At 60.8% G+C, this 13846-nt stretch carries 14 protein-coding genes; 5 read left to right on the forward strand and 9 right to left on the reverse strand.

Annotated features, from left to right (window positions below; genetic code table 11):
- Positions 1–78: 78 nt before the first annotated feature.
- Both ASU33_RS08460 and ASU33_RS08465 read right to left on the reverse strand, forming a co-directional pair.
- Positions 79–3264, reverse strand: coding sequence for an AsmA family protein (locus ASU33_RS08460; RefSeq protein ID WP_059070159.1), 3186 nt, complete (start codon positions 3262–3264; stop codon positions 79–81).
- A 136-nt stretch (positions 3265–3400) separates the two neighbouring features.
- Positions 3401–3844 (reverse strand): hypothetical protein, encoded by a 444-nt coding sequence (locus ASU33_RS08465; RefSeq protein ID WP_059070161.1) that lies wholly within the window; start codon positions 3842–3844, stop codon positions 3401–3403.
- Between the two features lie 260 nt (positions 3845–4104).
- Here ASU33_RS08465 and ASU33_RS08470 point away from each other — a divergent pair, with 260 nt between their 5' ends.
- Positions 4105–4683, forward strand: coding sequence for a hypothetical protein (locus ASU33_RS08470; RefSeq protein WP_149867113.1), 579 nt, complete (start codon positions 4105–4107; stop codon positions 4681–4683).
- Positions 4684–4974: 291 nt separating this feature from the next.
- Here the strand turns inward: ASU33_RS08470 and ASU33_RS08475 are convergent, their stop codons facing one another.
- Entirely contained in the window at positions 4975–5991 is a 1017-nt protein-coding gene (locus tag ASU33_RS08475; protein ID WP_078062987.1) for an SDR family oxidoreductase, read from the reverse strand.
- Positions 5992–6216: 225 nt separating this feature from the next.
- Between ASU33_RS08475 and ASU33_RS08480 the strand changes: the two genes are divergently transcribed.
- Positions 6217–6537, forward strand: a complete 321-nt coding sequence (locus ASU33_RS08480; protein WP_059070165.1) for a cupin domain-containing protein — start codon at positions 6217–6219, stop codon at positions 6535–6537.
- An 80-nt stretch (positions 6538–6617) separates the two neighbouring features.
- On the opposite strand, the gene ASU33_RS08485 is transcribed toward ASU33_RS08480, so the two are convergent.
- The 5 genes from ASU33_RS08485 to ASU33_RS08505 all read right to left on the reverse strand — a co-directional run bounded on the left by ASU33_RS08485 (position 6618) and on the right by ASU33_RS08505 (position 9838).
- Positions 6618–7310: a ClpP family protease gene (locus ASU33_RS08485; protein WP_059070167.1), complete on the reverse strand. Its 693-nt coding sequence runs from the start codon at positions 7308–7310 to the stop codon at positions 6618–6620.
- A gap of 137 nt (positions 7311–7447) precedes the next feature.
- Positions 7448–7750 (reverse strand): hypothetical protein, encoded by a 303-nt coding sequence (locus ASU33_RS08490; RefSeq protein WP_059070169.1) that lies wholly within the window; start codon positions 7748–7750, stop codon positions 7448–7450.
- Positions 7751–7754: 4 nt separating this feature from the next.
- Positions 7755–8345 (reverse strand): RNA polymerase sigma factor, encoded by a 591-nt coding sequence (locus ASU33_RS08495; protein ID WP_059070172.1) that lies wholly within the window; start codon positions 8343–8345, stop codon positions 7755–7757.
- 209 nt (positions 8346–8554) lie between these two features.
- Positions 8555–8968, reverse strand: a complete 414-nt coding sequence (locus ASU33_RS08500) for a hypothetical protein (protein WP_059070173.1) — start codon at positions 8966–8968, stop codon at positions 8555–8557.
- A gap of 153 nt (positions 8969–9121) precedes the next feature.
- Positions 9122–9838, reverse strand: coding sequence for a hypothetical protein (locus tag ASU33_RS08505; protein WP_059070175.1), 717 nt, complete (start codon positions 9836–9838; stop codon positions 9122–9124).
- 205 nt (positions 9839–10043) lie between these two features.
- On the opposite strand from ASU33_RS08505, the gene ASU33_RS08510 reads away from it, so the two are divergent.
- A complete protein-coding gene (locus tag ASU33_RS08510; RefSeq protein WP_059070177.1) occupies positions 10044–10868 on the forward strand; it encodes a GNAT family N-acetyltransferase in 825 nt (274 codons plus the stop codon).
- Positions 10869–10876: 8 nt separating this feature from the next.
- Here the strand turns inward: ASU33_RS08510 and ASU33_RS08515 are convergent, their stop codons facing one another.
- Positions 10877–11722: a universal stress protein gene (locus ASU33_RS08515; protein WP_059070179.1), complete on the reverse strand. Its 846-nt coding sequence runs from the start codon at positions 11720–11722 to the stop codon at positions 10877–10879.
- Positions 11723–12006: 284 nt separating this feature from the next.
- Between ASU33_RS08515 and ASU33_RS08520 the strand changes: the two genes are divergently transcribed.
- Positions 12007–12786 (forward strand): isocitrate lyase/PEP mutase family protein, encoded by a 780-nt coding sequence (locus tag ASU33_RS08520; protein WP_059070180.1) that lies wholly within the window; start codon positions 12007–12009, stop codon positions 12784–12786.
- A complete protein-coding gene (locus ASU33_RS08525; protein WP_059070182.1) occupies positions 12783–13844 on the forward strand; it encodes a bifunctional transcriptional activator/DNA repair enzyme AdaA in 1062 nt (353 codons plus the stop codon). Before ASU33_RS08520 ends, ASU33_RS08525 begins: the two co-directional genes overlap by 4 nt.
- Positions 13845–13846: the final 2 nt, after the last annotated feature.

The raw sequence follows: 13846 nt of genomic DNA on the forward strand, positions 1-13846 counted from the left end.
GCGCACTGCCCGGAGGCTATGCACGTGGCCCGGGGAATGCCGTTGCCGGAATAAGCACCTAGGTGGCGGCGGTTGTGCTTACTGCAACAGCCGTAGCGTAGTGTCGAGCGGCTGCGCCAGGAGCAGCTGGCGGCACTGCTGCCGAAGCAGCGCCTGTTGCGCGCGTTTCTCTTGGCCCTTGAAAAGGCGAAGGTTGTTGCGGCCACGCGGACCACGGCGCAGGTTTACGAATGTTAAGTTGCGGGTGGGCCGGCGGGCGGGTTCGTCGCGCAATATCCGGTCGACGCGCTTGGTGTTGTTGCCTAGCAGCGCCTGAAACGGACTGAGCCCTAGGTACAAATTGGCCTGTCCGCTGAGGTTGTAAAAGCCGCTGACATCGAGGTCGGTGAGGTTGCTGTTGAGGTGCAGCGACGGGATAAGCACGGTGCCCCGGTCGAAGAAGAACCGCGAGCTAACGGGCTCGAACACCAAGTGGCTGGTGCGGCGGGCGCCGGCCAGTTTAAACGCCTGCTCCAGGGCAGCCACGTTCAGCAGCTCCAGGTTGTTGATATCGGCGCGGGTGTAGCCCACGGTGCGGCCGGCGGCGGGCAAAAAGTTGGCATCGAGGGTGGTGTGTACGTCGGCATTGCAGTGCAGCGTACCCTTAATGTTATGGCTACCGAGTACATCGAACTGCAAGGCATCGGCCAGGCGGAAAAGCTGGGGCAGGGCAATATTGCGCAAATCAAGTTGGGCGTGCAGCGGGTGCAGGCCGCGCACGGCCGTGGTTTGCAGCCTCCCGCGCAGCCGGAAGAAACCTCCGAAGGCATTAAGCGCGCACTCCTCGAGCCGGGCCGTGCCGGGTTGTAGGGTAGAAAGCGCCCGAAAGTTGGAGCCCGTGAGCACGCCGTATTGCACTTGGTCGGCGCGCACGCGCAGGCGGGCACTCAGGCGGCCGTCGGTGAGCATGCGGCTGGTGCCGTTGCCACCGGGTTTGGCCGTACTAGGCGCCTCTTCTTCGTCATCGGGCGCCAAGCTGGCCAGTTGCAGCAGCAGGCGTTGCACATCGAGGGTGCGGTAGCGCAAATCGAGGTTGGCATTAGCTGCCGCTAGCTTACCGCTGGCCAGGCGGGCCGTGGCCGTAGCCCGCCCCACACCGCCGCCCGACGCGCTGAATAGCAGGTACGGCATCCGCAGCGAGGTGCCGGTTTTCAGCACCCGCAGGCGCAGGTTCTTCACCTGGCCATTGGCGGGTAGCCGCAGGGTTTCGATCTGGCAATTGGCTTGCCCGTTGGCCTCGAGCAGCATCTCGGAAAGGGCAGTAGGCTGAGCCGCTGTGCGGCGCTTGTGCTTGGCCGTAAGCAAATGCACCATGCGCTGGTAGCTTAAGGTGCCGAAGCCGACATCGAGCCGAAAATTGGCCGGAGCAGGGTTAACGGCCTCGGCTGCAGGCCAGGAGGCTTGGCCGCGCACTTTGCCGCCCCATACCCGCGCCGTAAGGTTGCTTAGTGAGGTACGCCGGCTGTCGTGCTGCACCGCGGCGGCCATGTCGGATACCGTATCGGTTGGTAGTACCAAGCGTTGGCAGCTCAGCTCGATGTTCAGGCGCAAGCCCGGCGGTATCAGGCTGGTATCGGCAGGGGTGGTGCGTGGGGCGGCTGGCCTGGCCTCTGCTACCCTAGGTGCCGCCGGCTGCAAGAGCCGGCGCAAGCGGGCAGTCCGCAGCTCTTCCACGGCAAAGCGGCCTTTCACGTGGGTAGCAGGAGCAAGGCCGGTAAAGTAATCAAGCAAATGCGTAGCCGTAGCCGTGGCCCGAAAGCGCATGCCATCTACCTCGCCCGCGAGGTTGTTGAGTTGCCACACGCTGTCCTGCATGCCTAGATGCACGTTCAGGTTGCGTACCTCGGCATTGCGGTCGGGTAGGCGAAAGGCCGCATTGTGCAGCACTACCTTGCCGCGGGCCTGTAGGTTTTCGGCGGCATGCCTGGGGCTGATTTGCCCGGGCGGAGGGGGCAACAGGCCGCGCAGGGCTATATCGAGCTCGGCACTGCCCGAATGTGCCTGCCAAAAGCCTGGCGCCACCAAGGCGGCCAGGGCCGGCAAATCGGTGCGGCCGCGCATGCGCCCCACCACGTACGGTCGCCGAAAATCGCGCATGGTCAGCTGCACATCCAGCTCGCCCACCGACGAAAAAATGCGGCACTGCTGCAGCCGCAGCGTGGTGGTGCGCGGGTGGTGGGCCGCTCCGTTATCGAGCACGGCCAGCATGTTCCAGCGCCGGATGCGCCTGGCCGAATCGGGCCAGGTGATTTGCGCATTGCGCAGCTGCAAGCGCGTGATGCTGCGGGGCCACACCGTGGGCCCCACGGTGCCTTGCATTTGGTAGTTGATAAACGCCTTACTGGGGCTGCGGGCTGCGGCTACGTAAGCGCGCAAACTGTGCGGCAGCATGGTAGGCAATACCCGGCTAAGTGGCTGCTTGCCCCGAACGCTAAACTGAAGGCTATTGCTACCTAGGCGGCCAGCGGTATGGGTGCCGGCTACGTGCAGGGTGTCGCCGTGCAGGGTAAGGCCGCTTTGCCAGATGGTGCCCTGCCGGCGGCTGTGGTTGTAGCGGTAGCGCACCCAGGCACGTACTGGTTGGCGGGCTACCATGGTGCCGCGCCGGGCGCGTAGCAGCTCCATGGTGCCGGCCAGTTGGCCTTGCACTTGCAGCAAACCATCGGCCTGCCGGGCGCTAAGGCGCGCATCGGCAATTATTGCCGTAAAGGCGCTGCGCTTGTAATCGTTGCGGAACTGCAGGCGCACGTTGCTGAGGCGCAAAGTCTTTAGCTCGAAGGGAACGGGGTCGGCGGTTTCTGCCGCATCGGGTCTGCGGCCGTGCACGCCCCAGCGCCGCCCCACCGAATCGACGTAGCTGCTCAGTACCACATCGGAGAGGTGCAGGCGGCGTACTTGCACGCGGCCCCGCAGCAAGGCCAGCACTTGCAGGCGCAAATCGGCGCGGCCTACTTGCAGCACCTGCCGCGCCCGGCCGTGGGCGGTATCGGTAAGCGCAAAGCCCCTAACCGTGGCCGTGAAGTGCGGAAAATCCTGCCAGGTAGAAAGGCGTACCTCGTAGGGGCTGACGACCAGATCGGTACTTTGCCGTAGTTGCTCGCGCAGCTGTTGCTCCAGCTGCTGCCGGCCCGAGTGGGTGCCCAGCAGCAACAACACCAGCCCGCTCCCTACCGCACCTAGCAGCAGAGCCAGCAGGGCGGCCCGTCGGAAATGTTTCAGCAACATAGCGCAATGCCGGATATCCTACAGGTAAGGAACTGAGCGGCATTGTTAGCTCCACTGTAGCACCCGCAATGGGCAGTACGCAGATGCGCGGGCCTTGGCTGCGATGGTGCCTGGCTAGTTGCCCTGGGCAGGGCGGTTACTGAACAGGGGCGGGGCTGGGGTGCGGGGCCGGCTGGGCCGCTTTCAGCCACTGGGTAGCCTCGCCAAGGCTGCCGAACAAGCGCATCTCAAAACGGCCATCCACGCGGTGCAGCATTTCCTCTACCGATTGCTGCGCAAACAAGCCTGGGGCCAGAATGTGGGCAAAGCGGCGGAGCCCCAGGGCTTTGGCCTTCGGCATCCATTGCTGGGCAATGTAGTCGTTGGCTTGGCTCCACGAGCCTTTTACCTCACGGTTGTCGTTGAGCAGTAAGCGGCAGCCGGTGGCTTGCATTGCCTCCAGCACCTGCTCGCCACCTTTTTCCACGTTCTCCTTTGAGAGTAGGCCTTCCCAGCGGCTGTAAACCCAATTGTTTACCTGGTCCCACTGAATGGTAAGGAAGGGCTTGCCGAAGGAGTTTTGCAGAACAACTGTTTGCATACTAGTAACCCCAAGTGGGCGTAATCAGCGGTACTCTACTTAAGCCAACCTAGTTATTGGCGCAGCTACAGGCGACAGGTGAGGCACGAACGCATTGCTCTACAGCAATATATAGACTTGGTTTTTTACTACCAAAGGTTTGCGGGTGTAGCCCACTGCTGAAATGTAAAGTGCAATCCGCTGCTGTATAGTGCAAACCCGCTCTTTTCTGCTTATTCTTACCGTTCAGAAAGTACCTACCTCCTCGAACACGCCTTGTTATGAAGTCTTATTACCTGGGTATGGTGGCTGCAGCGCTGCTCGTGGCCGGCTGCAACCAGTCGGCACCTAGCACCGAGCAGGCCAATGCTGCTGCCGGCACAACCGAGCAAGCAGCCGCTGCCGATAGCACCAACCCCGCCGCTGCAACCGAGGGCAGCAAGCCTGCTGCGGCACCTACCGCCCCGGCTCCCGTAGCCGCCCAGTTGTCATTCCGCTTCGAGCCCGTGAAGGATGCCGATAGCGGCCCAAAGAAAACCACTGCCTACCTCGTGATCAAAGGCAGCGAAACCAAAGAAATTGACCTGGGTCGATTTGCTGGCAAGCCCGATGTGATTGATGAAGCCAAGGCCAAGCGCGCCGAGTATCCGAGCAATACGCTGGTGGGTTTTCGCAGCTACGACCCCAACACGGGCACCGGCGAGGATGTATCAGTAACCCCGGGCGATGGGGCCCGCCTGCGCATTCAGCAGCGCCGCATCGACGAACAGGCTGACAAGCCGTTCACCTTCCAAATCGCCCGCGAAATTCCGCTGCCCGACAACACGGTGGTGCAAGTGGCTCCGCTAGTCAAAAAGTAGGCTAGCAGCGCAGCACAACGGCCCGCAACGTGGTAGGTATATCCTGCTGCGCTGCGGGCCGTTGGCGTATTTAGTAGCATTGTACTAAGCTAAAGTTGGTTTCTAATAGGAATAGCAAGAGTGCATTTATACAGCGCGATAACAGCTTATTAATTAAGTTTTTAAAAATATATAGTGAATAATAGCTTGAAGTAATTATATCTTGTTCTGTAGCTGTTGTAACGTCATGTTCAAGACATTCAGCTAATTGCCACAGCCTGCAGTTCGAGCTTTTGCTTGCCCTAAATCCGGCTAGTGCACTGGTTTGCTGAATGCCGAATCAGTCGACTGGCGCCGCCGTGCAACGGCGTACACCCCAGCCGCTAAGCCAGCCGCAAAAGCAGTACCCAACCAAGCAGCCAAGCCGGGCTTGCGGCTGCTGCCCCAGCCGCCCACAATATCGGTGCCGTGCGGTACAGAGGCAGGTGCCAACAAGCTGCCGGTGCTTATCGGCGCGGGTTTGGCTTGCTTAAAATAGAGCTTGAAAAACCTCGCCAACATGGAGCGGGTAGCATCGGGGGCAAAGGCGTAGGCGTAGCGCATAACGCTAGCCGTCCAGCCAACCATGGTGGTGTTGCGCGGGTGCTGGGCAAGCGCTACCAATGCATCGGCTACTTTGTGCGGACTAAACACCGGCGACGAAGGCTTGATGAGCTTGCCCGTGTAGTTGGCACCGTGCTGAAAACCGGGCGTATCAACAAACGCCGGGTATACATCGCAAATCCGAATGGAAGGCGTATCGATGAGCTCGGCGCGCAACGATTCGCTTAGGCCGCGCAAGCCGAATTTGCTGGCTGTGTACGAGGCCGTGAACGGCATTGGTACCCACGCACCCAAGGATATCATGTTGATCAGGATGCCGCCTCGCTGCCGCCGAAAGCGCGGCAACACCGCGTGCGCGCCGTAGAGGTAGCCCAGCAGATTAAGTCGCAATACCTGCTCGTGTGCGGCCACCGGCACCTCATCAAACGCGCCCACGGCGCCGCTGCCGGCGTTGTTGATCCACACATCTATTCGCCCGCCAAAGGTTTCGGCGTTCTGGGCAAGGCGCTCCACGGCTTGCGCATCGGTGGTATCGGTGGGTACGGCCAAGGCTCGGGCGCCTAGGTGTTCGCACTCGGCTACTACCTCGGCCAGCACATTGGCCCGGCGGGCAGCCAGCACCAACCGCGCACCGCAACGCGCAAACGCCAGCGCCGTGGCCCGGCCAATGCCGCTGCTAGCGCCCGTAATTACCACCGTTTGGCCCTCTAATGAATATTTTTCCATGGCCCTCTCACGTTTGATGAGGTAGATTTAACGCGTTAGTGCCGGTGTGGTTCGGGAGCTGCAACGGCCGATGGTCAGAGCGTTTGGCCTGGTGCTCGGTGCCAGAGCAAAGCGCTTACAAAAGCAGGTAAGCAGCGTCAGGTTTCGGGCTGATTATTGTCATTTCTACACCTAAGGCAGCAGGGTAGCTTCGGCGCATCAATTGCGCTGTTAAGCTTCTTCCCTATGAACTCAGTTGCTTCTGCTGCCTTCCGAACGGGTAGCTTACTTGGTGGGCGCCACGCTACCGTTGGCGAAACCAAAGCCCAGGTGCTGCTCGATAAAAACGGGCAAAAAGTCATCTTCAAAACCTTTCGGGCGGGCGAAACCATGCCCACCCACGATGCCCCGGTTGAGGTGCTGGTAACCGTGCTGACCGGCCGCCTCAACATAACGGTAGAGGGCGCTACCACCGAGCTGGGAACCGGCGACTACATTGTGTTTCCGGCCGGTGCGCGCCACTCCTTGCATTGCCTCGACGATGCGCGCATTCTCATCTATCGCTAGCAGTTGGGCACATGGAGTAAGCCCTAGGTAACGAACCGGCCGGGCCGGTTGCGACATTAGCAACCCGCCCGGCCGGTTCGTTATTTACGCTCGAGTACCTCATCAATAAGGCCGTAGGCTTTGGCCTCGTCGGCCCGAAGCCAGTAGTCGCGGTCGGAGTGAGCATGAATCTGCTCGTAGGTTTGGCCAGTGTGCTTGGCGAGGATTTCGTACAGCTCCTGCCGCATTTTCAGAATTTCGCGCGCCGTAATCTCGATGTCGGCCGATGGTCCTTGTACGCCGCCCGAGGGCTGGTGAATCATGACGCGGGCGTGGGGCAGGGCCGAGCGCTTGTCGCGGGCACCGCCCGCGAGCAGCACCGCCGACATCGACGCCGCCAGGCCGGTGCAGATGGTGGCCACGTCGGGGCCCACGTACTGCATCGTGTCGTAAATGCCCAGGCCGGCGTACACCGAGCCGCCCGGCGAGTTGATGTAGAGCAGAATATCCTTTTTCGAATCCACCGACTCCAGGAACAGCAGCTGCGCCGTGAGCACGTTGGCAATCTGGTCATCAACAGCCGTGCCCAGGAACACGATGCGGTCCATGATCAGGCGCGAGAACACGTCAATTTCGGCAAAGCGCGTGGGGCGTTCTTCGATTACCGAGCGCGTCATATTGGTAACAAGCGGCCGCGCCAAACCTGCGACGTGTTGCAGGTATTGGTGGAGATAAAGGCTGTTAAGTCGTTGATCTTTAACGGCAAATTGTGTGAACTCGTGGGCAAAGTGCATGGCAGTATCTTAAGGGTGAAACGCAGTGAGGCGAGGCACCCAAAAGGCAACACCGAGCTACCACAAGCCGGAGCCTGCGCAAATCGGAAGTAGCCAGAAGTAGCGGGTGCCCTAGGTGGCCGCGGCTAAGCGGAGCTTTAGGGCTTGGGCCGGAGCCGCGGCCAGCGGCTTAGTGCTTGCTGCAGGCGGGCAGTGGTGCGGCGCAGCCAGCCTGCCGCCACGGGGCCGTACAGCCCCGAATGAATGGCCTCGAGCTCGTGGCGCAGCTGGCGCCTGCCTGCCAGTTTGAGGCCCGCGTAGAGTTGCTGCTGGGCGTGGGCATCGGCAGCCAAGCCGGTATCGAGCAACAGCATTCGCTGCCATTCGGCCTCGGGCACAGGCGGCTGAGTACCTAGCAGCTGCTGCTCGAGGTTGGCAAGGCGGGCGAGTTCGGGGCGCATGGTTTCAGGCGTATAGGGCTTCGGCGATAGCATGGCGCACCGATTGGCGCAGGCGTTCCAGGCACTTAAACTTTTGCACCGTAGCCGAGCGGACACTCCGGTATTGGTGCGTAGCCGCAATCTGCTCGAGCGGTTGCCGGAAGTAATAAAACGACAGCAGGATGCTCTTGCACCGCTCGCCCAGGCGCTCTACATACTCGCGCACTGCTAGCGCAGGCAGTTCGTTGGCAGCCGCCTCGGCATCGGGCAGCTCGCAGTGCTCGTCGGCGAGCTGAGTAAGCGGCTCGCCGCGGCGGCGAGCCAGCTCGCGGCGCCACAAGTTGCGGCTTACCCCAACCAGGTAGGTGCTGGCCGAAGCCGTGAGGTGCAGTGTGCCCGCCACGGCTTTTTCGTAGAACACCACCAAGGCATCCTGAAACACATCTTTGGCATCTTGCGCCGAGCCGCCGTGGCCCAGCACGTAGCGCTGCACCATGGGGTAGGTGCGCTGGTAGAGCTGCGCGAGCACAGCCTGCCTGTTGGTAAGCAATGCTTGCCGAAGTGCGGCGCCGGAGGTTGGCTCGGTAGGCGAAACGGGGTGGGGCAGTGGTGTCATCGGATTGAGGCGTCTTCTACTCATTAATCATCCGGCGCGCCAACTATCACCCTAGGTGCTGCAAAAAAACTGATGGCAGGCAGCGGCAAGAAAGTCGGGCAGCTGCATACATAACGGCTTAACGAGCCGCAACGCTGCACGCAACAGGCTGTAAATGCAGCGAGGCACCCCCGTGGGGTGCCTCGCCGATCCGATTTTACGCGTTAGGCTTAGCGCTGCTGCCTAAGCCAAGCCACCGCGTCGGTTTCGCTGTCGAACATCCGGTAGGTGAGGGCGGCTGCCTTGGCCTCGTGCATCATGTTGTTTACCGATAAGCGGGCAAACACATCATTGGGCAGCAGCACGGCGCCGTAGATGTTGCCATTCTGCTGCTCCTGCGACAACCAATAGCCCACAATCCATTGGCTTTCTTCCTCGGTAAAGGGCGACATCAGGCGTTGGTCGCCGAGCAGTTTGTTCCAGTTGCGCAGCTGCATTAAGCGGCCGGTATGGGTCAGGAAGGCTTGCAGGTGCTGCAGCTTGCGCTTGCCCGCGTGGTACTGCACTACGGCGTAGCCATCGGGGTGCTCTAGCACGCGGCCCACGGGGTTTTCGAAATACAACCGCAAGGCGGAGTCAGTCATTCGGATAGGAATGTATTGTAGGCGGATACGCGGCAACGTTCCATAATGCAGCTTTACGGCAATCAGTTCCGCCGCTGCCAGAGGTGTGCACTGCAAAATTACAACAACTCGAGCGTGGCCGCTAGTGGGTGAGCCGTGCCCTGGGTGCTTGCACTAAAGCGTATCGAAGTAAGCCAGGAGCTTTGCCACGTCGGCTTCGTCGTCGAGCTTTAGGCGTTGCTGGTTGATATACGCCTGCAACGCTGGTGCCTGCGCTTTGCCCAGGGCTTCGAGCACGGAGCGGGTGTTCAGCCGCACGGGCACGAGGGTGTTATCGGTGCGCTTGATATAATAAGCGTACGTATCACGCCAGGCCGAGCCCGTAGAGCCCGCCAACGACGGCGAATTGCCGTAGCTATACACGGTGCGGGTACGTTGGCGCAGCAGCGCGGTGCTGCCGGCATCGTAGCGTACATCCCAAAGCGTGCTGCGCAGGGTTGGCTTTTCGGTCTTTACATCGGGGTAAAGTCGGAAGGTATACCGCTCGCCCCGGGCCGAGTCGCCGAGGGTAAACTCCTTCACCTGCGCCATCATTACTTCCACTGAGTCGCCGTTGGGCTTGCGCACCAGCAGGCGGTTTTGGGCTAAGTCGTACTTCAACAACGCACGCCGGGGGCCGCTGACTGTGCTTACTAATTGGCCGCTTGTCCAGTTGTGGAACAGAAACGGGCTACCTGCCGTGCTCGAGCGCGTAGAAAGTCCTTTGCCTTTACTCAGCTCGGTGTTAATGTAGTCGGCATCGGTAGCGGCCGTCATGCTGGTGCGCGTTTGCGCCGAAACGGCGGTGCAGGCCAGGGCAGCAAACGCCAGGAGCGGAAGTGCGCGTTTCATCGGGGGCTAAGTTGGAATTGGGAGAAGACGGATAATGCGCGTAATAGCCTTAAAGTAAAGAATAAATAGGTTTGTTAATATAGTGGCCGAATGCTCCTTGCGCGTCATTTCCCTGAGGGTGCCTACTGCCGGGTTTCACTTGGGTGGGCAGATGCTCCCTAGGTAAAAAGTAAGCTTCAGCAGCCTGCAATCAACAGTTGTATCAATGGTATTTTCCGATCAGAACTTAGCCCGGCGGCTCGAGCGTGCCGAATCGCGCAGCAATGCCAGTTTTGTTGAGGCGCGCGCCAAACTGCACCCAGAAAGCGGCGCCCAGTGGCTGGAGGTAGCTGGCACTTACGCCATGTTCGACGGGCCCGATTCGCCGATTACCCAAACCTTCGGCCTGGGCTTGTTTGAGGCCGTGGGCGAAGCAGAACTGGTTAAGCTCGAGCAATTCTTTGCGGAGCGCGGAGCACCCGTGTACCACGAGGTAAGTCCCATGGCAGATAGCGCTTTGCTAGCGTTGCTGCCTATCCGCGGCTACGTACCCTTTGAGTATACCAGCGTGCTGTATCTGCCGCTCGAGCAAGCAGCATTGGCCACCAGCCCCGCACTCAACCCCAGGGTGCATACCCGCGTGGTGCCGCCTGCCCAAGCCGATTTGTGGGCCCAAACCTTAGCCCAGGGCTGGAGTACCGAAATGGACAACGCCGAAGCCTTTATGCGCGACTTTGGGCGCATTAATGCTCACAGCGCAGGCTACTCGGCTTACCTAGCCGAACTCGACGGCACGCCCATTGCGGCCGGCGGCATGTTCGTGCACGATGGGGTAGCCCTGCTGGCGGGAGCCAGCACCGTGCCGCACGGCCGCAGGCAAGGCGGGCAACAGGCCCTGCTACACGCCCGCCTGCGCGATGCCGCCGCGCAAGGCTGCACGCTGGCCCTGATGGGCGCCCTGCCGGGCAGCCAATCGCAGAGCAATGCCGAGAAGCAGGGCTTCCGGATTGCGTACACCCGAATTAAGTGGCAGTTGCAGCCCCGGGCCTAGGTGGTTGCCTAGGTGTGCAGGGTAAGCACGGGCGGGGCAGCATGCACAGCTACATTTTCGGCCGTGTTGTTGTGCAGCAGGTGGCTGAGGCCGGTGTGGGCGTGCGTGAGCATCACCACCAAATCGGCGTGGGCTTGCTCCACAAAGCGCGGTATGCCAATGCTCACCTTGGGCGCATCAATCACATCGGGCTCGTAGTGCTGCAACTGGTGGCGGCGGGCAAAATCGTTGATGCGCGCCAGCACGGCATCGTCGCGGTCGTGCGAGGGCACCACGTCGAGCAGGTGCAGGGTAGCTTCCGGAAACGCCTGCTGAATTTGTTTGAGGCTGGGCACCACGCGGTCGGCCTCGGCCGAGAAATCGGAAGCAAACACAATGTGCTGCACCTTAAAATCGGGGGCGGGCTGCTTTACGGTAAGCACCGGGCACGGCGCCGTACGAATCAGGCGCTGCGAGGTTGATTCGGTAAAGAAGCGCGTCCAGTCGTGCGGTTCCTCGGCGCCCATCACCACCAGATCGATGTTGCGTTCCTCGATTACCTCCATGATAGCATCCTCGAGCGAGGAGGTATGGATAAGGTCTTGCACCTCCACGCCCTCCACGCGGCGCTGTGCCTCGGCAATCAGCTCATACATGCGGTGTTTTACCACCTGCAGCAACTTAATGGCATACAGGTCGTTGAGCGTGCCGCCGCCTGCCGGGCCGCCCGACGACACCACGCCGCCACCCGTCGGCATATCAACCACGTGCAGCAGGGTAACATGGCCACCCGTGCGGCTGGCGAGTTGCAGCGCCACCTCAAAAGCATTGTGAGCTTTGGGCGTAAAGTCGGTGGGTACGAGGATTTTCTTCATGGGCCAAGGGAAGCTTAGTGGGAAGGTGCCGCGTCCGGAACGCCCACGCCGAGCGTACTGGATTTCGTGTATAATATAGTTATTTATTTGGATATTAAAACGGGTTGCGAGCAGCTTTTCGCAAGCGCCTGTGCCCTTGCTCTTCGGGCTAATGCTTCGGAAGTAAGCCCTAGGTGCGCAGGCCAAGATCAAAAAGCAGGAGCTGGCCTGAAAAAAATAGGTGTTCAATTTCCGGTTGCCTGCCCTAGGGCAGCGTGTCTACTTTCGCTCAAAATCCTTTGAGCATGACACCACCCAACGCGCAGCTTTTCCGGGAGCTGCACCACCACGCCGAACCCCTGTTGTTGCCCAACGCCTGGGATGCCCGCAGCGCTGCCACCTACCAGGAGCTGGGCTTTCGGGCCGTGGGTACTTCGAGCGCCGCCATTGCCAGCACGCTGGGCTACGCGGATGGCGAGCAAATGCCCTTTGCCGATTTGCGTTTTGTGGTGGCGCGCATTTGCCAGGCCGTGCAAGTGCCCGTTACGGTTGATGTAGAAGCCGGCTACAGCCGCGACGCCGCGCAAGTGTGCGCCAACGTGGCCCAACTCGCCGAACTCGGTGTGGTCGGCATCAACATCGAAGACTCGGTGGTGCGCAACGGCCAACGGCAACTGGTGCCCGCCGATGCGTTTGCCGAGCTGCTGCACCAACTCAAAAGCCATCAGGCAGCGCGCGGCTCGGACGTGTTCATTAATGCCCGCACCGATACTTACCTGCTCGGCACTGCCCAGCCCTTAGCCGAAACCCGCCAACGCGCCGAAGCCTACGAGCAAGCCGGCGCCGATGGTTTGTTTGTGCCAGGCCTGACTGACCTAGGGCATATGCGCGAACTGTCCGCCGCCACGTCGCTGCCCCTAAACGTGATGTGCTTGCCCAACTTGCCCAGCTTTGACGAGCTGCAACAAGCCGGGGTGCGGCGCATCAGCATGGGCAACTTTGCCTTTGAGCACCTAGGGCGCGTGCATGCAGCGGCCATGGCTAAACTGCGCTCCGAAGAAAACTTTGCAACCTTGTTCCGATGATTGCCGACCCCGCGCTTACTCACGAATACTACCGCGCCTTGGTTGCCAAGAATGTAGCCTACGAGGGTACGTTTATCGCGGCCGTGAAAACCACGGGCATTTTCTGCCGGCCTACCTGCACGGCCCGCAAACCCAAGCCCGAAAACGTGGAGTTTTACGGCACCACCAAAGAGGCCTTGGTGCGCGGCTACCGGCCCTGCAAAGTGTGCACGCCGTTGGGCAAGCGCGGCGAGGCACCGGCCTTTATCGGCGAGCTGCTGCAGGAAGTACACGCCCAGCCCGCCGCCAAAATCAACGACCGGGAGCTGCGCAGCCGCGGCTTTGAGCCCAGCATGTTGCGCCGTTGGTTTCTGAAGCATCACGGCCTCACGTTTCAAGCCTACCAACGCATGGTGCGCATTAATACCGCATTCAAGAAAATACAGGAAGGGGAGTCGGTAACGGCTGCCGCTTTCGATGCCGGCTACGAGTCGTTGAGCGGGTTTCAGGATTCGTTTAAGGCGGTGTTTGGCGTGGCGCCTTCCAACAGCCGCGAGCAGCGGGTTATTGATCTGCTGCGTTTCGAAACGCCCCTGGGCCCCATGATTGCCTGCGCGGTGGAGGAGGGGGTATGCCTGCTCGAATTCACCGACCGCAAAATGCTCGAAACCGAGCTGAAGGCCTTGGCCAAACTACTGAATGCCTCCATTGTGCAGGGGCCGAACCCACACTTTGCCGTCTTGCAGGCCGAGCTGGAGGAGTACTTTGCCGGCCAGCGGCGCACCTTTTCGGTGCCGCTGTACGCGCCCGGTACGCCGTTTCAGCAACGCGTGTGGGCGCAACTCCAAACCATTGCCTACGGCAGCACGCGCGCGTACCAGCAGCAGGCCAACGCCCTGGAGCAGCCGGGTGCGGTGCGCGCCGTGGCCGCGGCCAACGGCATGAACCGCATTTCCATTCTCATTCCGTGCCACCGGGTTATCGGGGCCGATGGCAAACTCACAGGTTACGGCGGAGGTTTATGGCGCAAAAAATGGCTGCTCGAGCTGGAGCGGCAAACTCCCCAACTGGCCTTGTAACT

This window comes from Solirubrum puertoriconensis, from assembly GCF_001483135.1.
In the GTDB taxonomy this organism is placed as follows: domain Bacteria; phylum Bacteroidota; class Bacteroidia; order Cytophagales; family Hymenobacteraceae; genus Solirubrum; species Solirubrum puertoriconensis.